General features: G+C 43.8%; 23 protein-coding genes. 10 read left to right on the forward strand and 13 right to left on the reverse strand.

Translation table 11 applies throughout. The features are described from left to right. A partial coding sequence (locus tag K2Q26_05840; protein ID MBY0315018.1) for a catalase occupies positions 1-1314 on the forward strand: 1314 nt, incomplete at its 5' end. 32 nt (positions 1315-1346) lie between these two features. Here the strand turns inward: K2Q26_05840 and K2Q26_05845 are convergent. Continuing rightward, a complete protein-coding gene (locus K2Q26_05845) occupies positions 1347-2258 on the reverse strand; it encodes a hypothetical protein (protein MBY0315019.1) in 912 nt (303 codons plus the stop codon). Positions 2259-2474: 216 nt separating this feature from the next. Between K2Q26_05845 and K2Q26_05850 the strand changes: the two genes are divergently transcribed. Continuing rightward, positions 2475-3395, forward strand: coding sequence for an FkbM family methyltransferase (locus K2Q26_05850; GenBank protein MBY0315020.1), 921 nt, complete (start codon positions 2475-2477; stop codon positions 3393-3395). 81 nt (positions 3396-3476) lie between these two features. Beyond that, positions 3477-5006: a hypothetical protein gene (locus K2Q26_05855; GenBank protein MBY0315021.1), complete on the forward strand. Its 1530-nt coding sequence runs from the start codon at positions 3477-3479 to the stop codon at positions 5004-5006. Here the strand turns inward: K2Q26_05855 and folE2 are convergent. Then, positions 4930-5829, reverse strand: coding sequence for a GTP cyclohydrolase FolE2 (gene folE2, locus K2Q26_05860; GenBank protein MBY0315022.1), 900 nt, complete (start codon positions 5827-5829; stop codon positions 4930-4932). The two genes, K2Q26_05855 and folE2, sit on opposite strands and share 77 nt — an antisense overlap. Positions 5830-6268: 439 nt before the next feature. On the opposite strand from folE2, the gene K2Q26_05865 reads away from it, so the two are divergent. Next, positions 6269-7672 carry an OmpA family protein gene (locus K2Q26_05865; protein MBY0315023.1) on the forward strand — a complete coding sequence of 468 codons (1404 nt, stop codon included), beginning with the start codon at positions 6269-6271 and terminating at the stop codon, positions 7670-7672. Here K2Q26_05865 and K2Q26_05870 read toward each other — a convergent pair. From K2Q26_05870 to K2Q26_05880, 3 genes are all read right to left on the reverse strand, one after another. Then, positions 7669-7974, reverse strand: a complete 306-nt coding sequence (locus K2Q26_05870) for a helix-turn-helix domain-containing protein (GenBank protein ID MBY0315024.1) — start codon at positions 7972-7974, stop codon at positions 7669-7671. The two genes, K2Q26_05865 and K2Q26_05870, sit on opposite strands and share 4 nt — an antisense overlap. Continuing rightward, positions 7975-8274, reverse strand: a complete 300-nt coding sequence (locus tag K2Q26_05875; GenBank protein MBY0315025.1) for a hypothetical protein — start codon at positions 8272-8274, stop codon at positions 7975-7977. A gap of 234 nt (positions 8275-8508) precedes the next feature. Then, positions 8509-9069, reverse strand: a complete 561-nt coding sequence (locus tag K2Q26_05880) for a hypothetical protein (GenBank protein MBY0315026.1) — start codon at positions 9067-9069, stop codon at positions 8509-8511. A 133-nt stretch (positions 9070-9202) separates the two neighbouring features. Between K2Q26_05880 and K2Q26_05885 the strand changes: the two genes are divergently transcribed. Further along, a complete protein-coding gene (locus tag K2Q26_05885) occupies positions 9203-10012 on the forward strand; it encodes a TIGR02147 family protein (GenBank protein ID MBY0315027.1) in 810 nt (269 codons plus the stop codon). Here the strand turns inward: K2Q26_05885 and K2Q26_05890 are convergent. Both K2Q26_05890 and K2Q26_05895 read right to left on the reverse strand, forming a co-directional pair. Next, complete coding sequence (locus K2Q26_05890; protein ID MBY0315028.1) at positions 10009-11121, reverse strand: hypothetical protein; 1113 nt, start codon at positions 11119-11121, stop codon at positions 10009-10011. The two genes, K2Q26_05885 and K2Q26_05890, sit on opposite strands and share 4 nt — an antisense overlap. Before the next feature lie 108 nt (positions 11122-11229). Continuing rightward, complete coding sequence (locus K2Q26_05895; GenBank protein ID MBY0315029.1) at positions 11230-12759, reverse strand: hypothetical protein; 1530 nt, start codon at positions 12757-12759, stop codon at positions 11230-11232. A 240-nt stretch (positions 12760-12999) separates the two neighbouring features. Between K2Q26_05895 and K2Q26_05900 the strand changes: the two genes are divergently transcribed. Then, a complete protein-coding gene (locus K2Q26_05900) occupies positions 13000-13701 on the forward strand; it encodes a hypothetical protein (protein MBY0315030.1) in 702 nt (233 codons plus the stop codon). A 30-nt stretch (positions 13702-13731) separates the two neighbouring features. Here the strand turns inward: K2Q26_05900 and K2Q26_05905 are convergent, their stop codons facing one another. Beyond that, a complete protein-coding gene (locus tag K2Q26_05905) occupies positions 13732-14457 on the reverse strand; it encodes a pyridoxine 5'-phosphate synthase (protein MBY0315031.1) in 726 nt (241 codons plus the stop codon). A gap of 190 nt (positions 14458-14647) precedes the next feature. Between K2Q26_05905 and K2Q26_05910 the strand changes: the two genes are divergently transcribed. Continuing rightward, complete coding sequence (locus K2Q26_05910) at positions 14648-16084, forward strand: GNAT family N-acetyltransferase (protein MBY0315032.1); 1437 nt, start codon at positions 14648-14650, stop codon at positions 16082-16084. On the opposite strand, the gene K2Q26_05915 is transcribed toward K2Q26_05910, so the two are convergent. After that, positions 16081-16752 carry an iron-containing redox enzyme family protein gene (locus tag K2Q26_05915; protein ID MBY0315033.1) on the reverse strand — a complete coding sequence of 224 codons (672 nt, stop codon included), beginning with the start codon at positions 16750-16752 and terminating at the stop codon, positions 16081-16083. The genes K2Q26_05910 and K2Q26_05915 overlap by 4 nt on opposite strands. A gap of 126 nt (positions 16753-16878) precedes the next feature. Between K2Q26_05915 and K2Q26_05920 the strand changes: the two genes are divergently transcribed. Further along, positions 16879-19083 (forward strand): GAF domain-containing protein, encoded by a 2205-nt coding sequence (locus K2Q26_05920; protein ID MBY0315034.1) that lies wholly within the window; start codon positions 16879-16881, stop codon positions 19081-19083. On the opposite strand, the gene K2Q26_05925 is transcribed toward K2Q26_05920, so the two are convergent. The 4 genes from K2Q26_05925 to K2Q26_05940 all read right to left on the reverse strand — a co-directional run bounded on the left by K2Q26_05925 (position 19080) and on the right by K2Q26_05940 (position 22638). Then, complete coding sequence (locus tag K2Q26_05925; protein MBY0315035.1) at positions 19080-20780, reverse strand: HAMP domain-containing histidine kinase; 1701 nt, start codon at positions 20778-20780, stop codon at positions 19080-19082. The genes K2Q26_05920 and K2Q26_05925 overlap by 4 nt on opposite strands. Before the next feature lie 12 nt (positions 20781-20792). Next, complete coding sequence (locus tag K2Q26_05930; GenBank protein ID MBY0315036.1) at positions 20793-21368, reverse strand: hypothetical protein; 576 nt, start codon at positions 21366-21368, stop codon at positions 20793-20795. A 72-nt stretch (positions 21369-21440) separates the two neighbouring features. Further along, positions 21441-21869, reverse strand: coding sequence for a SufE family protein (locus K2Q26_05935; protein ID MBY0315037.1), 429 nt, complete (start codon positions 21867-21869; stop codon positions 21441-21443). Positions 21870-21915: 46 nt separating this feature from the next. Further along, positions 21916-22638: a YkgJ family cysteine cluster protein gene (locus K2Q26_05940; GenBank protein ID MBY0315038.1), complete on the reverse strand. Its 723-nt coding sequence runs from the start codon at positions 22636-22638 to the stop codon at positions 21916-21918. A 158-nt stretch (positions 22639-22796) separates the two neighbouring features. Here K2Q26_05940 and K2Q26_05945 point away from each other — a divergent pair, with 158 nt between their 5' ends. After that, on the forward strand, positions 22797-24161 hold the full coding sequence (locus tag K2Q26_05945) for a S8 family serine peptidase (protein MBY0315039.1): 1365 nt from the start codon (positions 22797-22799) through the stop codon (positions 24159-24161). Positions 24162-24302: 141 nt separating this feature from the next. After that, positions 24303-26303: a M13 family metallopeptidase gene (locus K2Q26_05950; protein ID MBY0315040.1), complete on the forward strand. Its 2001-nt coding sequence runs from the start codon at positions 24303-24305 to the stop codon at positions 26301-26303. The last annotated feature ends 40 nt before the right edge of the window (positions 26304-26343 follow it).

Here is a 26343-nt window from a genome sequence, read left to right on the forward strand (position 1 = left end):
GACGAAGCTCAAAAAATAAACGGAAAAGATCCCGATTTCCATCGTCGTGATCTTTGGGAAGCGATTGATAAAGGCCAATTCCCGGAGTGGGACTTCTTCGCGCAAATTTTCGAAGACGACGGAACCGATTCATATAAAGGGGTCGACCTGCTCGATCCTACAAAAATGATTCCGGAAGAAGCGGCGCCACTTATCCATATGGGCACATTTGTGCTGAATCGCAATCCCGACAATTTCTTTGCCGAAACCGAGCAAGTGGCTTTCCATCCAGGTCATGTTGTCCCAGGAATTGATTTTTCAAACGATCCGCTTCTTCAAGGCCGCTTGTTCTCATACACCGACACGCAGTTGTCTCGCTTGGGCGGACCTAACTTCCACGAGATCCCGATCAATCGCCCCAAATGCCCAATGCACAATAACCAGCGCGATGGCATCGGTAGACAAGACATCGTTAAGGGCCGCGTGAATTACGAGCCGAACTCCTTCCAAAAGGGCTGCCCGATGAGCAGCCCCGAGGGATTTAAAACTTATGCCCAAAAATTAACTGGAACTAAAGTAAGAGTTCGCCCCGATAGTTTTTCGGATCATTTTTCGCAGGCCACGATGTTTTTTAACAGCCAAACGGAAACCGAAAAAAACCATATCATCGAAGCCTTTAGCTTTGAGCTCTCTAAAGTCGAAACTGTAAGTATTCGCGAACAAGCCGTGAGCAATCTCCAGTATGTGGATCAGGGTATGGCCCAGAAGATCGCAGAAAACTTGGGGATGGATTTTGCCAAAGTTTCTAAATTAGGTTTACCAAAAAACACAACGTCTCCCGCTTCTAAAATAAATGTAAAACCTATTTTAAAGAGCGCGGATTCTTTAAGTGCCCTTAAATCCTTTGCCGAGCCTGTACTCGAAGGCCGAAAAGTTTGCCTCCTCGCTTTGGATGACGCTGATAAATCAGCGGTGTTAAAAGCCAAGGCGGAGCTCGAAAAGGAAAAGATCACGGTCAAAGTTGTGACCTTTACTCCAAAGAAACGCAAAGAATTGAACGCGGACGAACTGATTCAGATGGCCACATCGGTCGAATTCGACGGAATCATCACGTTCGGTAAAAAAGCTCCCGAGGATAAAAAGCAAAAAATGCTCGGAAATGGATTTATCATGGAAGCATTCCAACATCTTAAGACTCTGTCGTTTGAGTCCAACGCTACAGTAAAAGCGTTGGAAGCCGATGACAAAGTTAAAGGCGATGGAGTGCAATTCACTAAGGCAACAAAAGCCTTCTTAGAAGATCTCAGCCAGCATAAACACTGGACCCGCGAGTAGTCCGCCATCCTGAGCGAAAGCGAAGGATCTCGCTACTCAGCAACCATCAAGCGCAGAGCTCGTGGCAAAGTTTTAACCACGAGAGGCGCCTGCATATGAAAAATCTCACCATCTAGGGCCACATTGTGGGACTTTCTTTTTGTATTGATTTTCATCGATTGAATACAAAACATCTCGACGTTCTCTTCAGCATCGATTTTTCCGACAAATGTATTGTAAATGATTTTAAAGATCGAAAAACGTGAGACATGTTTAAACATCACCACGGCGAGCTTCCCTTGCTGGATGCAATCTGCAACATCAAAGGAAAGATTTCTAAGCTGAAGATCATTGTTTCCGACAAAAATCATGGGCGTCTTGATATCCATTTTTTTATCCCGTGTGGATAAGTCCACATGGAAATTTCGATGCCGGGATAACAGAGTGAGCACCGTAGATACGATGGCCACTAAACGATGGCGACCGAATCGACTCGTATGCTTTTCGCGATTAATGATCGATTTGGCGTAAAGACCCATGGAAGCATTGATCAAAAAAACTTTTCCATTCACTTCACCTAAGTGCACATGCTTTTCGCGTCCCGTGAGCGCGGTACGCAAGGCCTGCTCAGGCTCCTCCGAAATTCCGTGGCCGCGAGCAAAGTAGTTAAATGTCCCCGTAGCTACTGCTCCAAAACGGACATCTTCTGCGACCGCCACCTGGGCCGCCGAACGAATCGTACCGTCACCACCCGCCGCAATTACAATTCCATTGTCACTTTTCGCACCTTGGACTGCACGCTGAATCTCTGCATCGAAATCGACACCGTCATGACCGGCATATACCACAAGCTGATAGCCCAACTCATCGCAAAGCTTTTGCGCCAATTCCGGCACCGTAGCCCCATTCCCTTTTCCAGACTTAGTATTTGCAATCAAATGAACTCGAAAGATTTTTTCAGACATAGAACTGCAAACATAGCAGAAAATCCCAGCGATTCACGGAGACTTTCCATTGCAGCGAGTCTTATTGCAAATTTTTAATCCCGATAAAACGCATTTCTTCCTTGAGAAATATACGGCGGATCGCAACTAGACCTACCGATAGCGCACGTCAAATCACATTATCTTGCGTCCTTAATTCCAGGTATATTTAAGCTTCAACACCGTTTTGAGGTCAACTTGACGAAAAATTATCCACTCGCGCAGTGGCCAGAGCTCCTTAAGAGCCTCACTTTAAAGTTACCCGTTCGACGATCGCAAGTTTCTAATTGGGGAATTCGCCTTTTAGGTCTTAATCACCCCTTCTGTGGTCGATTCATGGGCCAGCCGATCGAAGTTCATCCAATGGAGGCGGCCTCTCGATCGGCTTATTTTCTTGGTTTTTATGAGAGAGAAACCACGGCATGGGCCTTGAATTATTTTCGAAAAGAGCAACCCAAGGTTCTCATCGATATCGGCGCTCACTTCGGATATTTTATATATCTTGCTCTCGCTGAATTAACGGAGAGTTCGATTTACGCCTTTGAGCCCGACCCAAATAATTTAGCTTGGCTTCAAAGAAATATCTCAATGATCGAAACCAGAAACCACATCCAACTCGAGCCCCTTGCCGTGAGTGATCAACCTAGCATCGTTAGATTTACGACCTCTGATAGCGAAAAGCACAATAATCTATGGGCCGGAATAAGCACCCAGGACAAATCCACTGGGAACGAAATCGAGGTCCCAGCGGTCTCGCTCGATAGCTATTGCGAGGAAAAAAAACTTAGGCACGTCGACTTGGTGATCATGGACATTGAGGGTGGAGAGGGATTTGCCGTCGACGGAATGGCAAACGGGATAAAAAATCATCTCTACAAAAATGTTTTGGTGGAATTCCACCCGGAGTTTCTTAAGGGGAAACATTCTCCCGACCGAATTATCAAAAGATTTATCGATGCGGGTTACACAGTCTCCCACTTTCAGTCTCCCTTTGGCCTCGATGGGAGGAGCGACAAAACATCAGGCTTCTATGATCTCTCTTGGAAGGAGTCGTATCTCAAAGAAGTGGATGCGAACGTTCCCTTATCGGGCTGGGAGCACGTTCTATTTTCTATTTAATCCCTTAACCCAGACTAAAGGGTTGGTTTAGTTTAGAGGCGCACATCTACTGAAAATACCGTCGTCATGATACAAATAGGTATGCAGGCAATTCGAGCATACGCAGGACTTTTTCTGCTCGTGTGTTTTTTTATTTTCGGATATCTCTTTGACCAGACTGGATTTAAAACAGCGGCGCTCGTGTCCATGTCCTGCACCCTGTTTGCAATATTTTTTACCCCCATAAAATATTCCATTTCGTTAATTATCATATTCATTTGGTTTCAGGGATTCCTAAAAATTGTTTCTAATTATCATCCGGTGATCCACGTTGGTGCAGATCTCGTCATTATCGCTCTCGTTTTTAGAGTTCTATTCTCTCGCCTGGATCATCAAAAAAATGCACCACCACTGACATGGCTTTTTGCGATTCATTTTATCTGGATTACCATTTGTTTCTTTAACCCTTACTCTCTTGGATTCGTCCCAACATTAGCTGGTGCAAAAGTTTACATCACCATGTTTCTACTTTACTTTTTTGGATATTACTTTGTGAACAATATCAACACCGTTAAAAAAATGTTCGCCTTATTTGTCACGCTGTCGGCAATTCAAACTGTATTTACCATCTATCAAGGCATCGGAGGATCGGCCACCGTGCTTTCCCTCCACCCGGGCTATCGCGCTCAACTCGATCTTTATGTTGGATACGCCTTTCGCCCCTTTGGACTCACAAATCTTGCCGGCGGACCTTCTGTCTATATTTTTTTGGTCCTCCCGTTTATTGCCTATTTCATTTTTTCTTCGAGATCGGTCATTGTAAAACTAATCAATGCGACTTTAATTCCCGCCATGGCTCTGGCTTTGTTTTACTGCCAAGTTCGGTCTGCAATTGGAAAAGGAATTATTGCACTCTTGCTCTTTGTCATCGCTGTGAGTACGAGCCAAATCGCCGTCAGCCATCTTCGTCGATTATATTACTTATTTGCTTCTGCCCTGATCACTGGCGCCTCGGTCTTTAGCCTCAACTACCTGCTCTCACAAACAAAAGATCTGAGTGATGATCAACAATTGGCTCTTGAGCGAAGTCTATCTACTTTCGATGTGCAAGCGATGTCCAAAGCGCGGAAAGGCAATCTCAATCGATTTCTTCTGTACGCTCAGGAAGTTCCCTTTGGTGCAGGTTTTTCCCGAGTGGGAGCGTCCTCCGGTGCGTTTTTAGAAGCTAATAAAGCAGATATTTACTTTCCCAAGAATCATTTCTTTTCCGATAATTTGTTTATCAATATTGTCATCGAGGCGGGAATTCCTGGAGTGATCATTATCACTGCCCTGATTCTTGGAATTATCTATCTGGGATTCCAACTTTGGCGGCGCGAGGAGCGCAGCGAACTCATTGGACCACAGATGGCCATTTTATCCTCACTTGTCGCTATCGCTATCGGCTCTTACGGAGCCGAAGGTATTCTCTACAACCCAGAAAGCTGCTTCTTTTGGCTTTTTGCAGGAGTGATGATGGCAATGCGTGAGCCTGATTTTGAGACCGAAGAAAAGTCTAACGATCTCGTTTTCGAATCACGCCCGTCGCGTTATGAGCATGGAGACTCTCAAGATGCTCAGCTTTTATCTTAAAGTCTTTGATCTCACTAAAGTTGTCCAATGCCGTCTTCATTTTTCTGAGAGCATCTTCGACAAACATTAAATTTTCGCCATTAAGGCGAGCGAACTCTTGCTCGTCTTCGCGCTTCACGGCTGTCTGCACCGGAGTTTTTAGAACGCCTTCGAGAGCATCAATGTACTTTTCAAAATCAAAGGACTGAGCGCTGTCGTTCAACAAAATATGCACTATGGATCGGCTCCTTTGGCTGTGCGGAGAGGACACTTGAGTTTGACGGATCCAATTGGAGATTTCCTCAAGCTTGAGAGCTCGATCTGAGAAATGTTTTAAAAATTCCTTTTCCTTAAGCTGTCGAGCGAGCGCCGCAGAACACGGGCAGGTGCTCGAGTACAAAAGGGAGAATCCCATCTTAAACGAAACTTGGTCTTTGATCTTTTGCGCTTCGAGATGAAATGGATAGCCCTTCCAACCTTCGTACTCGCTCAATAAAGCCTTTCGCAACATCGGTTGACGCCATGAGATTCGGATCTTTGCGCTGTCTGCTAAACCACCCTGCGATTCGATCAATGCACTTAAAGCATTTCGTACCAAATCGACGGATAAGTTTTTTTGCGAAAAAATTTCGCCAATTTTTACATAAAGGCGAGACATGTGAATGCCCTTCGCACTGGGATCTAACACATTGACGTGCACATCCACTTTGGCAAGCGTGGTTTGACCGTAGAATTGGATAGGTAATTCTATGACATCCATACCGACCCAAGTGATCGTGCTACTAATAATAGAACTGGAGTGCGAAGTTACATCTGGCATTTCGCTTTTTGCCGTTTTTTTCATCAACATTCCTCACCTCGGGCAGAGTTATGGTATAACCCTTTCTTTGAGTTTAATCAAACGAGAACTTTTTAACTGATGATATATACAATAGTGAATAATTTCGAATATTTATCGATTAACAGAATGTTTACAGTTATTTGAACTAATTTAATTTTTTGGAGTTTTTGGCGGAGTGACAAATTCCCATAAAAAAAAGGGAGCTTTTTAGGCTCCCTTTTAAAGCAACACTATTGAAATTAAGGAGAACATCAATGGCAAAATCAGTATCGCACTACAATTTTAATTTCTCAAAGCATTGGGCCAAGCATTAGGACCTCAAAGTTAAAAATAATTTCACTGATACTCGCGCTAGACCTTGGTCTCGATGAGTTCAAACCCCGCTATATCTCTCAACATTTCAGGTCTAGTATTGAGGTAAATGAGAGAAGAGCGAGGCATCATGAAACGATCATGGATTTTATTGGCGCTGATATTATCAACACCCCTGGCCTTGGCCAACGTGGTGGGCGTTGATGCACAAAATTTTAACCCGACGACAAGTGGGTTAGACTTTGTGACAGTTCACTCCTCCAAAACTCTAGCGCCCGGCGTAACTAACTTTGGTTTGTTTTTTAATTACGCGCTAAATACCCTACCCAATTACGAAGACGCCACGCAAACTAAATTCGAACCCCAAGATGCGCTCACCTCCATGGATTTAAATATGGGGATCGGATTGTTAAACAACTGGGATATAGGGATCAGCCTTCCGCAAGTTCTTAACCAAACGGTGGACGAAGACAGTACGGTATTTCGTGGACAGTTCGAACAATCGGGCCTTAATGAGATTCGACTGAACAGTAAATATCGCGTTTGGGACGGAACCACTCAGGGCCTTGCGATCATCGGCTCGGTGAACTTTTTCTTGATCGAAGATTATCCTTTCACGGGAGTAAATCCAGGACCCACTTACAATATCGAAGTGGCTTACGATAACACTTTCGGAAATTGGACCTGGGGCGTAAATGCTGGCTATCGTATTCGGGATCCAGGAGATCCCGTGGGCGGCACTCCTCCGATCCCTGTGGACCCTTTTGGAAATATGATTATTGGATCGGCCGCACTCAGCTACTACTTTGCAGATTGGGATCTCAAAGTGATTGGAGAAGTTTTTGGATCCACTCCGACTGAGGAAACGCGCTTTTCCTCGGATCGCGAAATCTCTACGGGAGAAGTCCTCCTTGGTCTTAAGTGGGACGTGCTTCATAATGTGGCCGCACACTTCGGCGCCGGAACAGAAATCTTACAGGGAACTTCTTCTCCCGATGTCCGCGTCTATGCGGGCGTGAATGTCGCCCTCGGTCCTCTCTGGGGATCGACGGAGCCTCAACTCGCCTCCTCCTATGTTCCCGACGAACTTCCGCCACAGCCCGAAGGCACCCTCGATCAAAAAACTTTTAAATACATCGACGAAGAGCAAGCCTTCCTCGCTCCTCCGCCGGCTGCGGGCGCCGAAGAAACTTTCTTGGCGAAGAACATTTTGTTTGAATTTAATGGGACTCAGGTCAATCCTGACTTTCTTCCCTACTTAAAAAATCTTGCCGATTATTTAATGAAAGGCGGAGGCTTCCAACAACTGGTGGTCTTTGGACATACTGATTCCGTGGGAAGCGATGCCTACAACTTAGATCTCAGTTTGCGGCGAGCTCAGGCGGTTAAAGAAGCGGTTGCAAGCTTTCTCCCCCCAGAGCACCAAGGCAAACTTCAGTTTGAAGGCCTCGGGGAACGTTACCCCATCGCGAGCAACAACAATTACCAAGGCCGCGCCCTTAACCGTCGCGTTGAATTTTTCATTAAACGCTAAGCGATCTTAAATACGATTTTAGGATCGATTTTTTCGTTATATGAAATCAGCCTATCAGTCGAAACTTTGTCAATGCGGTGATTGACGATCTCGCTGACGCGAGATTGATCTATATCGAGCACCTGCGCCAGTGCCACCTGCGACAAATTATTTTCGACCATGTAAATCACTAGTTTTTGGCACAAATCCCAGCGAAATTTTTCAGCCGGCGAGGAGCTTGGGCCAACCATCAGGGTACCACTTGTTCTCTTGAGTTTTTTTAGAACTTGCTTTACTTTTTTTTGAGAAGGGTATCGCATCATTCATCTCCGGTAAGCATTGATCACTCCCACATAAGACTCTTCATCATGGAGTATCCAAATTAGTTTATAGAACTTTCTGCTATACTCCATGCGGTCATTCACAAAATAATCGAAACCTTGAGCATCTCGTATGACTGGAAAAAAGATTTTTTCATGCAACTGATCTACAAGAGCCACAATGATTTCATCTGTGACTGAGCCAGAATGCTTTTTTTCGTAGTGAGGATCGATCACAATTTTATTTATGCACCGATAATTAATTCTGATCCTCACCGGAAGCACTCTTCTCGTCGATGCCATAATCGTCTCATGCCTTGCAATATATTGCAAGTTTAATTAGGTATTTTAGTTAATAAACGAAGGAGAGTGTGCAACTTTCAGATCTATTAAAAGGCAAGGTCTTGCTTCAATGAGGCCACCAAATCCAAGATTAGGACAAAAAAACTCCGAATACCCAGACAACACAAAGACACGGCATAAAAAAAGCCACGGGGTCTCCGTGGCTTTTTTTATCTTGAAACGTAGAGCTAGTAATTAGTTATTACCGTTTCCTGCTGGATCAACACCTTGTCCTTGTTGAGCTTTTAAAGTTTTGTATTGCTCAGGAGTTAAGATTTGGATGAACAAAGCTTGAAGTGGGCTGATCGCTAAACCAATCGATTGACCACTGTAAAGTCCAAGCTGAAGAGAAAGACCGTTATCAAGACCCGTGCTTAATACAACTCCGCCTTCAACTGCAACTACAGTTGCGTTCGCGCTAGCACCGATATGGTAGTCACCGAAAAGCTCGTTAGGGTTAACAAGTCCAACAACAACAGAGTGCATCGTCATGTTCACTGGAAAGCTGATTCCAAGACCGATTCCAAGGCGAGTGATCACCATTGCACCTTTTTTAACAACATCTTTTTCGCCGGGAGCTGAGCAAGTGATCGTCACGTCGCTAGCTTCTGAACCACCAGCACTGAGGATAAAACCAAATTGTGCGCCAGACATATTTTCGGCGTGAAGTTCGCACGCCCAAATTGGGCCAGCTACTTTTGCTTGAGCCGCTGCACTGACTAATACCGCTGATAAAAACAATAAAACCTTTTTCATATATTCTCCCTTTATTAAAAGCCTCTTGGGCTTTGTTATGTTGTGCTTAAGAGAAATAGTCTAGACAAACTGGGAGCGATAGATTTATTTTATAAAATAATAAAGGATAATTAACTTTTTTATTAAATTTGATATGATACAAAACTACACAAACTACGTAACCTATCTCAACCACTGGATTAAATCGAATCCCGGTGGCGGGCATGGGGTTCGTAAAAAAATCGCCGAAGTCCTTAGAATGCAAACCAGTTATCTCAGCCAAGTGCTTTCCGGCACGGTCACGCTCAAAGAGGAGTACGTCATTCCCCTAGCGCGGTATTTAAACCTAGATCCTCTGGAGTCCGACTACTTTATGGCGCTTGTCGGTATGGAGCGCGCAAGCTCGGTCGAACTTCGCAGATACTATAAGGAAATTACCGAGCGACTGCGCTCAAAACTCCAACAAGCAGCTCTCAAAGGATCGTCCACCGAGGTCAGAGCCGGCGAGGATATTAGCGAATACTATTCGTCGTGGCATTATAGTGCGATCCATATGATGAGCCTCACCCGGCCGATCTCCGCCGATTATGTTCTGACACAGATTAAAATTTCTAAATCTAAAGTGGATCGCATTTTGAAATTTCTTCTGGCGAATGGCTTTGTCACCTATGAAAAAGGTTTATACAAATACACCCAAAAGAGCATTCACTTGGAACGGAATCACAAATGGGTGCACCAACATCATATCAATTGGCGACTCAAAGCCATCGACCAAATGCAGCTGGATACTGACAAAAACCTGCACTACACGTCGGTGGCCGTGTGTACGGCGAAAGATGCGGAAGTGATAAAAAATAGACTGCACGAGACCATTCGCGAGATTCGAAGAACCATCTCCGAAGCTCAGGACGAGGCTGTTTACGCTTACAGTATCGATTTTTATCCTCTTTTTGCAGAGGATTAATTCGTTCCGAGAAGAAACTGTTGCAGTTGAATGATGTGAGTATGTACAGCGGCAAAGGCTTGATTTTTTTCAGCCCCACAAAATGTCTGCTTAAACTTATTTGTATCGAGAATAAAAGATTCGATGAGATTCAACAAATAAACCACTTCCTCTTCCAGCTGATCTCCTTTGGAAACGGCCGCTTGAACTCCGATGGGATAATTAATCAGATTTTCGTAGAGGCGAGCTAAATTCTTATCGGAAAAGATTTGTACAAAGTTACTGACACTGCACCACTTTTCGGAATTGATTTCCACTTTATTTAAAATATCAAAGAAACGAACCTGATGAATGGAGGAGGCTTGCTCCTCATCAAAGTGCCAGGAGAACATTTTTTGTAAAGTGATGCACTCATCCTCTGAAAACTCGTACATGTGACCAATTTCATGAAGAAATAAAGCCATAATCTGATTCTGAAAGTGATCCACACCCAAATCGCTCAGCTTAGCGACATCAAAACACAGGACAGACCCATCCTGATTCGTCATAAACGACGCATGGGTGTGCGCTGGCAATTGATGAATCTTTGCGCAATCACCATAGACCCATTTCACACTCTTAAGTTTTTCGCGCAATGGGTATAAGTTGATTTGCTGGTAGATCGAGAACGAATCGTTTCCCACCACGGAAAGCTCATTAGAGGTGATTTTGCTATAGAACGAACGAAAAACTCCAAAGGGATCTTGCGCTCCCCCGCTTGAAAATTTCTCTTTATAAAACTGACTATTCCCGGGCTTTAACGGGAGCTCGCTTAATCGTCGAAATGAACGATAGAACATCAATCGCAATTTAGGATCAGATTCAGCTTCGCTAGTAAACGTCTTCTGAATATCATCAAGGTAAGCTTGCACGACTTGGGGATTGGCTTTTAGCGGTGAACCGCCGCCTCCACTGGACTCTCCTCCACCGTGAACGATACCGGACGGAGCGCCTGTGTTTTCATCAGATGAACACCCCACTAACAAACCCAAAACTAAAATGAAAAATAATTTCCCCAACATGGCGGCCAATGTAACAGAAACTTTGAGAAGAGCAATAGGCTCGCCAAAACTAATTCGAAATTGCCCCAAGCTTTTCGATTAAGTACTTTATTTCACAGGATTAATTTTAGACTGTGTAGAAAATAAAAAAGGCGCTGGGGAGCGCCTTCTTTATTGAGCTTGTCATTTTCTCAAAATTTATCTGCGATTACAGTAGTTGATGCGAATCTTAGAGTTCGGTTCGCAACCATCAATATAGATGTAACCATCGCGAACACGGTGCTGCACTTGGCGACCGTCAACATATACGCGAGTTCTGGTCATATCTAACTGATTGAAAGGAACGTTACGGCCATCGCGAGAAATTCTATAACGAGCTTCATCAAGGTTACCGCGAGTGTTCGTTAACTGAGCCAGTCTTTCAGCCGCGCTCGAGTAAGACATCTGTCCACCAGCGATCGCACCTAAGTCTAACGCTACACCTTGAGTTTGTTGGATCAATTCTAACATTCCGTGACCAACACCGTTATCGCCATCGCGTGGAACTTGTGTCTCACCTGTGTAGATATATCCGCTCACAAACACGGGCTTGTTCTGAGCAATGCGAGCTAACTTCGCCTTCACATCGGCGATGAAATCTTGACCAAAACAATGGTCACGATAAGCCGTCTTCTCAGAAACTGTAGCGTTGGCCGAAGGAGAGCAAATGTCATTCTCGTCGCCCATAAAGATCACGCCAAAAGCATTGTTATCTCCGAAAGCGCCGGCGCTCTTCGCCCATTCTAAACGCTCAGGATTTAAAGCAGCAGCCAGGTTATACATTAAGAGTTCTCCACCGTCAGATACGCCTGGAGAATTGTCTGTTCTCATCCCCATGACTTTCTCAACAAGGATGTCGGCCTGACGAGCGATTTGCTCTTGGCTCATGCGAGGAAGGAATTTTACGGTGTGAGGCTCGTTGCTCACTCTGTAGAAAAAGTTGTCCATGCGGTTCTGGAAAGTCACGGAGTCGCGGCTATGGCGAGAGTGTCCAGAGATCACAGAGAACGTTACAGGAATTCGGCGAGCAATCGCGCCCATATAATCATTGATTAACGCGCGAAGAGCTGCTGGTTTTTCGATCGGGAAAGATTTAGATCCATCCACAACTAACCAGATGTTCACGCCGCGAGTTCCGTAGTCAGGAACATACTGCGAGTGATCATAAGTGATTTCATGGCAAGGCTCTTCAGCCACCACTGGAGGGCGTTGAACCGGGCGAGGCTGAGGAATCGGAGCTGGTGGAGGAAGAGGACGAACCACATCGACGGGAGGATGAGCCGGTGGCACATTCACAATCGGTGGAGGTGGAAGAGGACGAGGTGCCGGAGCAGGAGGTCGCACATCAACGATCGTCGTTGTCGGCGGAGGATTCACAATCACAGGGCGAGGAGGAGGAAGCGGAGCCACGATGACTTCGCAAGGGTTACCGCCGCAACCCGTGTTGATGGGTTGTGATGGCACTACCGAAATCGGTGGTGGAGGTGGCAATGGACGAACCGGCTCATTGGGATAAATGGGCTGATTCGGAAATTGCGGACCCGGCTGTTGAGGGTACGGTTGCCTCTGTTGATAGACAGGTGCTGGGTTATTCTTCACCGCACTAAACTTTGATTTCGAGCACGCAAAAAGAAATGGCGTAACTACTAAAATCATTAGCGCGTTGGACGGTTTAAAGTTTTTCGGCATGACAAGCCTCCTATTTTTACAAGCAACTGCATTACAAAAGGTGTTCCAAAAAGAGATCAATCGTAAACTATTGAAATTACTTGGATTACTTATTGTTGGAACGAGCCTTGGCCGTGATTTGTCAGCACCCCTGGCAGTGGCTAACGTTTTTCGTCAGGCCAAGTAGATTTTACCGGGGGTATTGAATGTGACAAATCTTGAAGTATCTTACGAAAAAGGGTCACGGTTTAAGGGGTTTATTTGTTTCAGGGGTTATTACTTTCAATTGTTTTATTGAGCGTTCGAATCGCTTTCGCGGCGTCGCTGTGCCAGGATTTTTTCCTTAAGGAAGCTCCAGAGCCCTCCTTTACCGTGGAAGATCATCGCCTTCGATGGGCTCAAGAAAAGACCGCCGACGGATTACTCCCCATAGGATTTGGCAATTCGGGCAATGTCTATATCTATAGAGAAAGCTCGGGTGAGCTGAAGATTGCTAAAATCTATCACGCCGACCGTGCCCATCTCCTCGATCGAGACACAAGAGGTCTCCGTTTTGTAAAACAGCTCTTCGACACCGATCGCAGTCACTTCTCAAACCTTAAAGTCGTTTCTCCAGAAATTATAGAAAACTTTAATGGTGTTAAGGGAAATCGAGCCATGAGCACCCCGTATGTCGAAGGAATTAATCTCCATAAGTTATTGATCTCGGATGACTACCCAAAGTCTCTGCGCCTAAAAGCGACGGAGCTCTACCAAGCGTTAACTCTCGAGTTGATCAACGATATGCACATCAGGAACATCCGCTTTGAAGTCACTCCCGAGCGACCCGTTTATTTTATAGATAAGATGATCGATGGTTTAAGCATTTTGCGCATCGAGAGCGATCCACCGCTTCTGATCAAAACCGATAACTTAATTTATAATCCCGCAGATAATACATTAACTTTGGTAGATCCGTACTAGAGACGACGGTAGAGGCGGCCGATAGAACCGCTACTTAAGACACTGCAGATATTTTTGAACAGTCACTTGCCAGCCAAAATCTAAAGCATCGCAAACCAGTGCATGCCCAATAGAGACCTCTTTAAGAAAAGGAATGGCGCGAGCGAAAGTCGATAAGTTGTGTAAATTGAGATCGTGTCCCGCATTCACATCAAGCCCCATAGTTTGAGCCAGCTCGGCACACTGCTGATAGATTTTTAGAACTTCATTCTGCTGAGGAGTGCCAAAGGCCTCACAATAGGCCTCGGTGTAGAGTTCAATGCGATCCACACCCATGTCCCGCATTTCAATGAGCTCTTGAGTGGTGATCGTATAAGGATCCACAAAAAGCGAAACACGAATCCCGCGCTCTTTAAGGAGTGGAACTGCAGTCTGCAGAACTTTTTCATTCCCTTTCATTCTCCACCCCGCATTGGAAGTGATCACATGAGGAGAATCCGGGACCAAAGTACACTGCGCTGGCAAAATATCTGTCACCTTAATCAAAAACTCATTGGAGGGATAACCTTCGATATTGAGCTCCACAGAGATATGAGCCTTAAGCGCCTCGACATCCGTCCAACGCACATGACGCTCATCCGGCCGCGGATGAACCGTAATCCCCTGCCCCCCATAACTAATAATCTTTAAAGCCGCCTGCAAAACATCAGGCAAATGCTTCCCGCGAGCATTCCGCAAGGTCGCCACTTTATTCACATTTACGCTTAGGATGGCCATGGACCCTAATATATTCTTACAAGTCCATGAAGTGAAGCTAATTATCAAAAATATGTCTCACTTTTGATACACTCTTAAGATCAAATATCGAACTATCCAACAACCAGATGAACTCGACTAAAGTTCAAATTGCAATGCTATTAGCTATCATCATAAAGCAAAACTATCACTTATACCGACAAGCGTAATTATGCAGACTGCAAAGAAATTGAAGCCTTTAATGCCTGATATCCAAAATCGAGAGATCAAGCGACTCGAGATACGCCGAGGGGACGGACTTGAGGCTAATGCAAAAATAAATGAAAACTCGTCATATAAAGTCTCAATTTTCGATCTTAATCCCTTTGGAGCATGTATTAGTATTAATCCTGAAATGGCGGCAAGCCTAACAAAAGACGAAAAAATAGAAATAACAATACTACTCCCAGACAAATTATCGATCACTTATTTAGCAATTATAAAATGGATACGAACAGAAAAAAATAGTATCAAAGCAGGATTAGAATTTATCGAACAGTTTGAACCATATCCTTCGTCTATTCCCATCGCAGAGGAATCGTATTTTTTCAAAGTCCCTGAAGATTTTCAGATCACAGCGTTTTATTACAAACACTACATGTTCTTAGAGAGAGGAACCGCGAAAATAACGGGAATCTCAGAAAAAATGTGGAAAGTTGAATTGCGTGATTCTGAATCAATAATTTACAAATCTCAAATTATTAAACTTTGGTTTTTAGGATTCGAAAAACCCGTCGATGCCGAAGTTATTTCCATAGACAAGACAGAAAATTCGAAGGTTGAATTGCAGTGTTTAATTAGAGAAATACCCGGAGATATTTCATTATGGATTTCAAAACAATTAATTTTCGTTTGCGAACTGAGTCCACTGGATATCAGAAAGCTTGGGTTCAACATAAGCAAAGTAAGCAATGGGTTCAGATTCAGATTTGTAAAGACACAAAATGAGTACGAGGAGGTACTTAAGTTAAGGTTTAAAGCATATTTATACGCAGGCAAGGTGGATGCTTCTAAGTCTTATATCGACATGGTGGCGCCACTAGATGATAAAAGTAGAATCTTAGTCTGTTATCACGGCACAAGAGTTGTCGCATCCGTATCAATATCTTTTCCTTCCAGTGAACAAGACATACTGGATACGGAGCGAGCATTTCCCAATGGTTACCCTTCGCCCATTCCTAGCAAAAAAACAGTAGTTGAAATTGCACGACTCTGTACTGATCCAGAGTACAGACGAACAGACTTACTAAATAGAGTTTTTGAGTATACCTACAAAGCGACGATATGTGGGGACCGAGAATACATAATTACATCGACAGATAAAAAATTATGGGCATTATATAAAAAGCTAGGCTTCAAAAAGACTGGGATGAAATACCTTCACCCTTACCTTTCTGGAATTGAGCATGACATAATTATAGGACGGCGAGGTCAACCGGATTTCGCAGAACATATCTCACCATTGGCATGGAATTACTTATGGCGAGACATGAATGACTTTATGACAAAACGCGGCTTTATAACGTTGTCACTCCTGCAGCGTGTAAGAATAAATATCTACAAGTTCATCGGCAAACTTCTCAGAATTCAAATGGATAGGGAATATTAAATACTGAAGTTTTTTTCTCCATTTTCAAAAGCCGCCTCAAGTAACCGATTATGAAGAATCATCACATCATAAAGACAATCTTTGAATATTTTTAGTTCAGCGTCCGTATCTATTATCGTATCCATATACGTTTTCATCAATTTTAGATGGCCGGCATCCACGGTCGAATGCTCTTCCAAAAAAGTAAGCGCAGCAGAGGGCACTCCTTTTGTTTTTAGCATAGACATAATTGCTGGCCCATTCTGCATTGGGGTGAACTCGAGATGAAACAGGTACGCTAAATAACTTGCAGCCCCAAAACGTTGAATATTATAAACAGCGTTCGCGAAAAACGCCGATGTTTCTGGTAGAGGTCGACTATTTATAATATTATTTTGATCCACACCCAGAGTCTGAAGATCTGAAAGAGCTAAAGAATCGTGCCCGATCTCGGACATGGCATGCTGGAAGAACTTCTTAATTGTTTCTCGAGGCCGCCCCTTCACATACAGTGAGCAGTATCCCTGAAGTTGTGGATTCAAACCGGCATTATGGTAGGTTTCGATTAAAAATCCTTTATAGTGCGGAAGCCCCAAATCACCAGATGATAAACGCTTGGACCAAGGTCTAGTGCTCAAGCTTAGCGTTACGTCTTTCCAGATATTACCTGCTTGATCAAAAGTAGACATCGTACCTCCGAATATTTAATTAGAATGAACCAATAATTGATTCCATTCAATTGCTCAGAGGAGCCCTGGACGTAAGTCATCGGTTAAGAATTATACCAATGATGACGAAAGGTTATAAGGTGAACCATGAGCTTAGATTACAATCTAACTAAACAACATTTTAACGTTAAAATATACAAGTCGTATTTACAGTATATTGAAAAGCGATATCCAGAAATAAACTTATCGAATGTCTGTGAAAAAGCAGGCGTTCCTATAGATTATTTACTTAAATCTGATGGCTGGGTATCTATTGAATTTAACAACAGATTCATGACCGAACTCAAATCACACATTCAGGACCCAAATTTCGAACAGCGTGTGGGGGAATCTTCATTTTCAAAAGAAATTATGGGTCCAATCTATTTTCTAATGAAGAATGTGATTTCTCTAGAGGAAATATTTAATAATATTTGGAAGTTCCCGAAATATTTTAATAAGGTTACCAGCTTTACGGCCATTAAAAGAAACAAAGGAACAGTTGTGATATCTATTAAAGGTGTCACTCAAGACTTGAATTTACAAGAAATTGAAATTCTTAAAAAAAGTATGCCTGATATCATAAATAACTCACTGGGATTTTATTATGGATTTGCAAAGGCGAAAAAGTTTTCAGCAGTTGCGATTTCAACCACCCAAATCAATGATCTCGAGTACCAGATAAAAATTCGATACCCTATTGAGAAGATTGGATTGATTAGAGAGCTAGCGACTTTATTTTTCGTATCTTGCTTCGCCGGTATATTTACTAGCTTTCTAACATCAAACGTATACGAACTTGCAGCATATAGCATTTTACCCGCACTTATAATGAAATGCTACTTGGTTATAAGACAAAATAAATTCATGGTAGAAGCAATAAATGAATCGGAGAAAACACTTAATAATTTAGACAAGCAGTACAAAACACTCGTAGATACAAAACTGGTTTTACAGCGAAAATTAAGCGAAGCGAAAGCACTCAATCAGCTTACCAATACTCTCATCCAAACATCGAGTGAAAGCCAGATTTTACAAAGTGCGGCTGAAAATTTAACATCGGTTTTAGACTTTGATAGAGTTCTCATAATGATTAGCGATAAGGCGAATAAATATTTGGAAGTTCGCGCGGTCAGCGTATCAGACAATTCGCTTGTTGAGAAATTTAAAAATTTTAAACTTCCTATTGATATCGAAAGCAATGATAAAACAAAGGTTTCAAATATCTATAAATTCGGATCTCCGATTCTGATTTCTGATGTAAAAAAACATATATCAACACTGGGCGAGGAGTCCAGAATGTTATTACAACAAACCGGATCTAAATCTTTTGTTGGCGTCCCTATTCAATCGGCCACAAACAACCACGGAGTGATCCTAGCAGACACATTCTACACAGAGAGGGAAATTACTAACGATGATCTTGATATCCTCGCTCTTGCCGGTAGACAAATCGCAATAACGCTCGAGAAACAAAAGGCGCAAGCGGAAGTAGTGATGGCGTACGACGACCTCAACAAGCTAGCAAAATCCTATAGTAGATTTGTGCCTTTCAAGATTTTAAATCTGTTAGGATTCGAAAGCGTCTTAGACATCGATTTAAAATCCGGCAAAGAAGTTAATATGGCAATAGTATTCTGCGACATAAGAGGATTTACTTCGTTGTCTGAAACGATGGAACCATCAGAATCAATGGATTTTTTAAATTCTTATTTTTCAAGCTTGGCGCCTATCTTTGAAAGAAATAAAGGAATAATCGATAAATTTATGGGTGATGGGATAATGGCATTGTTCCTTGATACGAACGATGCAATCAACGCTGTATCTGAATTCCAAGGCGCCTTAGAGCTTTATAATCTAAAGCGTAAAAAATCTGACGAGCAATTGAGTATAAAAACGGGAATGGGAATCCATTTCGGAAAAGTTCTGCTAGGGGCTGTTGGTTACGAGGACAGGATGTCCATAAGCGTAGTCTCTGACGCCGTAAATCTGACCTCTAGGCTGGATGGCCTGACAAAAAAGTTTGGCATTGACATAGTCTGTTCCCAAGATGCTTTCAATCTTGCAAATGACAAAAGCAATTTTCGATTAATAGCCGAACTAGCTGTAGACGGCAGGAGAGGCCTTACGAGCGTTTATGAATATTTTGGACATGAGAATTGTGATACAAGGAGGATGAAGCAGTCTAACAAAGAAATAATTGAAAGGTTCATTCGAAACAAGCTAATCTCGCTAGACTCCGCTACAAACTTACATGAAGAGGATCCCGTACTACGATACTATTTTAACAAAAACTTCTCCCGGGCCGCCTAGCCTTTCTTCTTTAAAGAAAACTCGCAATAAAATCCCCGACCAGAGCCTTTAAAGTTTATCTTTCCGCCCCAAGACTCAACTTTTCTTTTTATAGAACTCAAGCCTGTTCCCGTGCCATTACTCGAGAAACCCCGATATCCCAACATATCTAGATTTTGGAATTGGCCACTTCCGTCATCCTTATAGGTTACCCTCATTCTTTCTAGCTCAGAATCAGCATCTATGACTATTTCAATTTTTTTTAATCCTACAGAGTGCTTCAATGAGTTATTAATTAGTTCGTTAAAAATAGAAAGATAATCTACATCGTTACAGAAGATTTGATTTTCGTTACTCCCATTAATTGTCAAAATAGAAAAATTCACATTTTTATAAATACTTACAAAATTGTCTACCTGAGATTCAAGTTTCATATTTAGAACATTTACTGCAAACCAATCTATCGAATCCGTATGCACTTCTAGTTTTGATAAGACAAAGTTTAATTGACTTAAAATTCTAGTAATCACAGCTCTAATTTTGTCTTCCGGAAGCGCAACTGCAAAACTCAAGCTCGTCACCGGAGATTTTATGTCGTGCAATATCTCTCTGTACTTCTCCTTCTGAAAATATAGATTTTTAGCAATTTCGACCTCAGCATTAAGACGAAATGCAACGTCCTGCATTTGAAAAATAATTGCGTTAACCTCACGCACTATTTTTCTGAATTTAAATGTAGAAATACAAATGACAAGAAGAGCCATTACAGACACACCTGTGCGATGCACATATGAGAGATAAGAAGTCATAAATCCAAAATAAAGGATCAGTGACAAAATAAACTTATCCAACATCGTACTTGGATTTAATTTTATATCTCTAATAATTAAATAAGTGAGCAAGACTAATGCTGGCAACACCGGTAAGTAAATCAATGATTGCATTAAATTTCTATAATCAATAGCCAAGTATGCAGAAACATATAGCACTACCAGAACTACATACTTTAAATAGTTTTGCTTGGGTTTTATCAGATAAGCAAAGAAGAATACTATCCCGCCCCAGAGTCCCATGACAACAGACGCGTGGCAGTACTCAATACTTGCGCCACCGAAAATTTCACTTGTTGCCATCAACATCACCCCCATAAAAAGGAGATCCTCTAGGACATAACTTATAACCTCCTCAAGTGGCAGTAATCGATAGATAATCGTCAACCCTACTATACCCAAGAACAAGCATGCAGACGCAGACAGTACGTAAAGATACTTAGGAAAAAAATAATAAAATGGTAATTTCTCAATGGATCTGGGATACGAATGAAGTACTGCAAAATATTTTAAATAAGAATAGAAATTAATTTTTAGAACCTTCACCTCTGATAATTTTTTACAACTTATATTCACATCGAGAAACATTGATCCTATTTGCCATCTTTTTTTTAATGAATTAGTTTCGATCAGCCGCGAATCCCCGTACAATTCGTACACTCCCATGTAGGGGTTATTTAGCACTACAGTTTGACCAGGATTATTCTTACAGTGCTGGCCTAAATTATGGCTTTGGATAGACATCCAATAAGTCTTATCAGGCAGCTCGGTCCAAGGTTGAACGATTTGCCAGTCAGGGTTGGGGTCTTTGGGAATGTCGGGGGTGCCGACGATTTGGGAGAGCAAAAGCAGTGCGGAAAATGCCAGTTGATCGAGGTACTCTAGCACTTCCCGCCCCTTTTACTTTTTCTCAGGCGTCGGAGATGGCTTTGCAGAGGGAGCCGAGGTGGGAGCTGGAGCTGCGGCCTTCGGTGCAGGAGTCGCTGCGGGAGTGGCGGACTTTATCGCTGGAGCAGCACTGTTCACTTCGATTTTGTTGTCTGGACTTTTGGGAACTGGACCTGGAGTGGGATTTGGAATGCGGCCCCCAGGGAGAGCGGCTGTGTTGATAAAATCTTTGCAAGCAGGGCTGAGTAAATCTTTGTTTTTCTGCAAACACGCGAAACGATCGCGACGAGCTTTAATGTCTTTGCAGTAGAGCTGGCGATCCGCTTTGCAAACAGCACCGGGACCATTGCCCCCGCCTTTACCCTTCCCCTTTTTACCTTTTTTACCTTCGCCTTTAGCGCCTTTTTTTCCATTATTATTTTTTTGCCCTTGAGCTTCGGATGTTGCGGCAGGTGCGCTGCTGGCCGCCGCCGGTTTTGCAGCCGGGGTCGAATCTGGAGTGGCAGTTTGCCCAGCGGCCAATCTTGGCAAAATAACCAAAGCGCTGACAGCTAATGTTGACAATAAACGATGACAGAACAAACTCATGGGGCCTCCAGAATATTTAGTATCCATAAATATTTCCACTCAAGAATCCCGCTGGGTCAATGAAATTGCGCTTTAGCTCTTCATCGCCTTGAAGGCTGCGGCATAGAGCATGATCTGCTTTACCATCGACATCAACCCATTGGCTCGACTCGGCGACAAGTGGGAGCGAAAGCCCAACTCTTCGATAAATGTGGGTGGGGAGCTTAAAATATCATCAGGCTCTGCTTCAGAATAAACTTTAAGTAGGATCGCCACCAACCCTTTCACGATCATCGCATCGCTATCGGCAAAGAGTTTCACCTGACCCTTCTCATCCAACTGCGCGTGCAGCCACACCTGCGATTGACAACCTTTGACTAAAAATTTTTCGTCGTAATAATCTGAGGGAAGCTGCGGGAGAGCCTTACCGATCTCAATCACTTTTTTGTATCGCTCTTCCCAATTTTGGAGTTTCGAGAACTCCTCGACCAATTTCTGCTGGCGCTGTTTGATTTGTGTCATGCCCATGAGGTACCAGGTTCTTTTTGCAGATGCGATACCCAATCGATTAGGTCGACTTTTTACACGTCGCTTCCGCAAAAGGTACCGGGTACCTTTGGGTGAGTAATTCCTGATGGAGATTGCGGCCGAAGTCGCCGATGATTTCGTTGGCCTCGGCTTCGCCGACACGTTTAACGTGCTCCCAGGCGGCACGGTAAAAGCCCCTGGCCTCGTCCCAGCTTTTAAATCTGAAGTCTTCGAGCTCCTTAAGCTTTACTTTAACGTCTGAGGAATTATCCAGGTAATGCTTGATCATTTGCACTTCATCGATGGTGTAACCTCGAGTGAAGAGAAAATCTTCGATCAAACTCCACTCCAAATGCCAGATGTAATCTTTGAATTTTTTCCAATAGTCCATCCCACTCTGCGCGTAAGTGCTCTTACAGAAGAACGAACGACAGACACTTGGCCGCGCCGGCCAGATCTCGCACCCTCGGTGATCGGTATTAAAAAACGTACAGAGCAGATTCGCATCGCTCCCGAAGCCCCAGCCTCCCTTGCTCATAAACTTTTTCCGATAATTGGCATTTGGAGCAGCTCCAACAATCAAGAGATCCCACTGTTCAAACCAGTTTTCCTTTAAAAGATGAAGACTGTCGGCATAGCCCACGAGGAAGTTCGAAAAAAAAGGACGATATGTGCAGCACTTAAAATCAATGGAGCACGCGGAACAGTCCACCGCCTTTTCCTTGAGCATCAATTGCTTTTGCACGTCGAAGTAAAAATGCATTCTAATGACCACTTATAATGCTAAGTTATGACTTTTTTCACAACGCAGCTAGTTATTGGTAGAATTTTCACACTGCCTGGGGTGAATTGCACTCAGCTCATGGTCGAGCGCTTCACTACAAGGACCGTAATCAATTGGGGTAACTTGGGGGGATCGTCGTGAAAAACTCGTCGAAACAGATATCTGTTCTGTTATCATTTTTATTCATCATCAACTCTGCATTCGCAGCAACAAGTGGAAACGGGTACATCGTTAAACTCAAAAAGGGTGCGAACACCTTCATTTACGAGACCGAAAATAACGTTAAACTGAAAGCTCTTGCCCCGAATGGTCTTTACCTCGCCCAGCCCAAAGCGGGCTCCGAAGTTTCGGCGCAGTCAGTGGTTAAAGCTCGCGGCAACAAGAATGTCAGCCTCGCTCAACCGAACCACACTGTCACCATTCGCAAAGGAATTCCCAACGACAAAGACTTTGCAAGACAATGGAACTACGATCTGAACGAAAGCACTTTTGGCGTCAATGCGATAGCCGCTTGGGATGAGTTTGGACACAAAGGTCAAATCCCTTACGGAGATGATATCGTTATAGCGGTGGTGGATGGTGGCTTTGACCCCAAACACGGGGACCTCATTGGCAACATGTGGATCAATAAGGGAGAAATCGCAGGAAACAATATCGATGACGATGGTAACGGTTACGTCGATGACATCAACGGTTGGGATATCGAATCCAACTCCGGCGAAATCCAAATGGACTCTCACGGAACTCACGTTGCCGGAATTATGGGAGCTCAGGGCGACAACACTATTAACGGCGCCGGCATTCACTGGAACGTCAAAATCATGTACGTGAGTGCAGGCTGGGGACTTGGTGACACTGCAACGACAATGAGCGCTTATGGTTATATCTTAAAACAAAAACAAATCTGGCTTGAAAGTGACGGCAAAAAAGGCGCCAACGTTGTCGCCATCAATTCAAGCTTTGGTATCGATCGCGCCGACTGTAACTCTAGCGAATACATCGCTTGGAATGACATGTTCAACGAGCTCGGCAAAGCGGGAATCCTCTCCGTCGCTGCCACGGCAAACTCGGCTTGGGATGTGGATGTGGTCGGTGACGTGCCCACAGCTTGTAACAGCCCTTATGTGATTTCTGTGACCAATACCGACATCGCGGGAAATCGTAATGACGCCGGCTTCGGAAAAACAACGATCGACCTTGCAGCTCCTGGCGAAAATATCTTTTCGACTCTTCCCGATAATGACTTTGGCTCTATGAGCGGAACATCGATGGCAACGCCGCATGTGACTGGATCTGTTGGATTCCTTTACAGCGTCGCGAGTGTGGCCTTTATCGATCGCTCGCTGGCGAGCCCCGGTGAAGCCGCTCTCGAATTAAAAGAGGCTTTACTGAGCACTGTCACAGCTCGTCCCGATCTTAAAAACGAGACGGTCTCTGGAGGAATCTTGAATCTGGCCGCTGCCAGCCGCGTCTTGGCCACGTACGCCCCTCGCTGTAACTAAAATTTTTCAGATAAGATGTAAGAATCACTCAAGGCACCAGGAATGGTGCCTTTTTCTTTTGCAAAGAACCGCACTGCTCACTCGTAGACTCATTTGCCCTTTTATGATTAATTCTTCGGGTTTTCATATCAAGGAGTATTCATGAAGTTCATTTTAACGGCATTACTTTGTATTCCATTATTCGCTGAGGCAGTGGCTGCGGATAAAGAACTCACCCGCGAAACACTCATCAAAGGATCCACAGTCCCGGAAAAACGAGAGTTCCCTTTGAGCACAAAAATCAGTGCTTGCGAAAATTTTCACGACTACGTTTGCAAAGAAGTTGAGACCAAATTTAAACTTCCTGCGGATCGTTCGCGATGGAATTTTTCTTTTACCGATATCTACGAGCGATTACTTTACGCCAAAAAGCAGTTTTTTAAGAACATCACCCACTTCAATCCCAAAACCAACAGCGGCCAACAGATCAAGGACACCTACTTGGCCTGCATGGACGAAAAAACATCCAAGTCCGAAGAAAAATCTCGGGTCGAATCCGAAAAGAAACTCATCGAAAGTTTAAAAACTTGGCAGGATCTTGCCGATCTTTCGCAAAAGCGACTGGATGGTGGGGATACAAGTTTTGTTCAGTTTTTTATCGAAGCCAATAGCCAAAATCCACTGCGCAATGACGCCTTCTTAATTGCAGATGCGCGAAGCCTTCCGGAGCGCAGCTATTATGAAAAGAAAGACGTCATGGCTGACTTCGAGAAATACTTAGTCGATTTCTTTAAGACTATTAAAATGGATAAGCCTGAGCAACGTGCAAAATGGGTGATCGAATTTGAAACCGCCCTTGCGCAAAAGTATCCCCTTCCCAAGGAAGTTCGCGAACGCTTTACAGAAAAACGCACCATCGACAAAAAAGAATTTCTTAAAAAATATCCAAATCTCAAACTCGAGCGTTTCATGGCCCGACTCAACGAAAAGTCTGAACTTCGCGATTTTGTTCCCGAGTCGGCCGAATTTATTAATAATGCACTAGCGACGATGCCCCTCGATCAGTTGAAGTCCGTGTATATTTATAACTCTCTTGATAATTATCTCGATGACGCCTACCCGGCTCATTTTGCAAAAGGTTTTGAGTTTCGCAAAAAACATCTCGGCGGGCCAGCAAAGCGCCCCGATCGCCAAGAGCGCTGTACGAAGCTAGCCATGGGCTACTTTGGAATGGAGCTAGATCAAGAGCTCATGCCGATTCTCTTCCCGAATTTTCCCGAAGAGCGCGTCGTTGCTATCGGCGAAAACATGCGAAAAACCATCGTCAAAGGTTTAAAGGAAAACACTTGGCTGACTCGAACCGCTCGCAAAGAGGCGATTAAAAAAATTGAAAATGCAAAACTCTTTTTAGTCAAACCGCAAAAAGAGGCGGACTGGGATTTAATGCCTGTAAAGAGTTACAGCGATAAAAATCGATATGCGAACAGCAGACTTTACTCCAAGACCCGCACTGAAAAATATATTGATGAGCTTAAAGGTGATCGTCTGCAGTCTCGCTGGGACATGAATCCGCTTGAGGTCAACGCGTACTACAATCCTCCGGATAACAAATTTGTTCTCCTCCAAGGTATTCTTCAGTACCCCTTCTTCGACCCAGAATCGAGCGATATCGAAAACATCGCGGCTATCGGCACAGTCATCGGTCACGAACTCGGCCACGGCATCGATGACGAAGGGTCTAAGTTTGATTACGAAGGCAAAGTTCGCACTTGGATGTCGACGAAAGATCTCAACGCTTTTAAAGAGCGCGGAAATGTGTTCGTGGCTCAGTTTGATAAGATTGGTCATGATGGAAAGCTCACCCTTGGAGAAAACATTGGAGATCACGTCGGTCTGACATTTGCCTACAACACGGCTTTTCCGGATGAAGCCAAAGCCTCTGTCGATGACAAAAAGAAATTCTTCGTCGCTTACGCACGCATGTGGTGCAACGTAGCGACTCCCTCTTACGAGCAGATGCAGTTAAAAACCAATCCTCACTCCCTCGGTCGTGAGCGCATCAATCAGCAAGTGATTCACCAAAAGGGGTTTTACGATGCTTTCAGCTGCAAAGCCGGGGACAAAATGTTTTTAGATGCAAAAGAACGCGTTCGCGTTTGGTAGCGTTCAACTTACGGCAGGCTTGAACTTGCCGATGAGGGCA

It is taken from the genome of Bdellovibrionales bacterium (assembly GCA_019750295.1).
GTDB lineage: Bacteria > Bdellovibrionota > Bdellovibrionia > Bdellovibrionales > JAGQZY01 > JAIEOS01.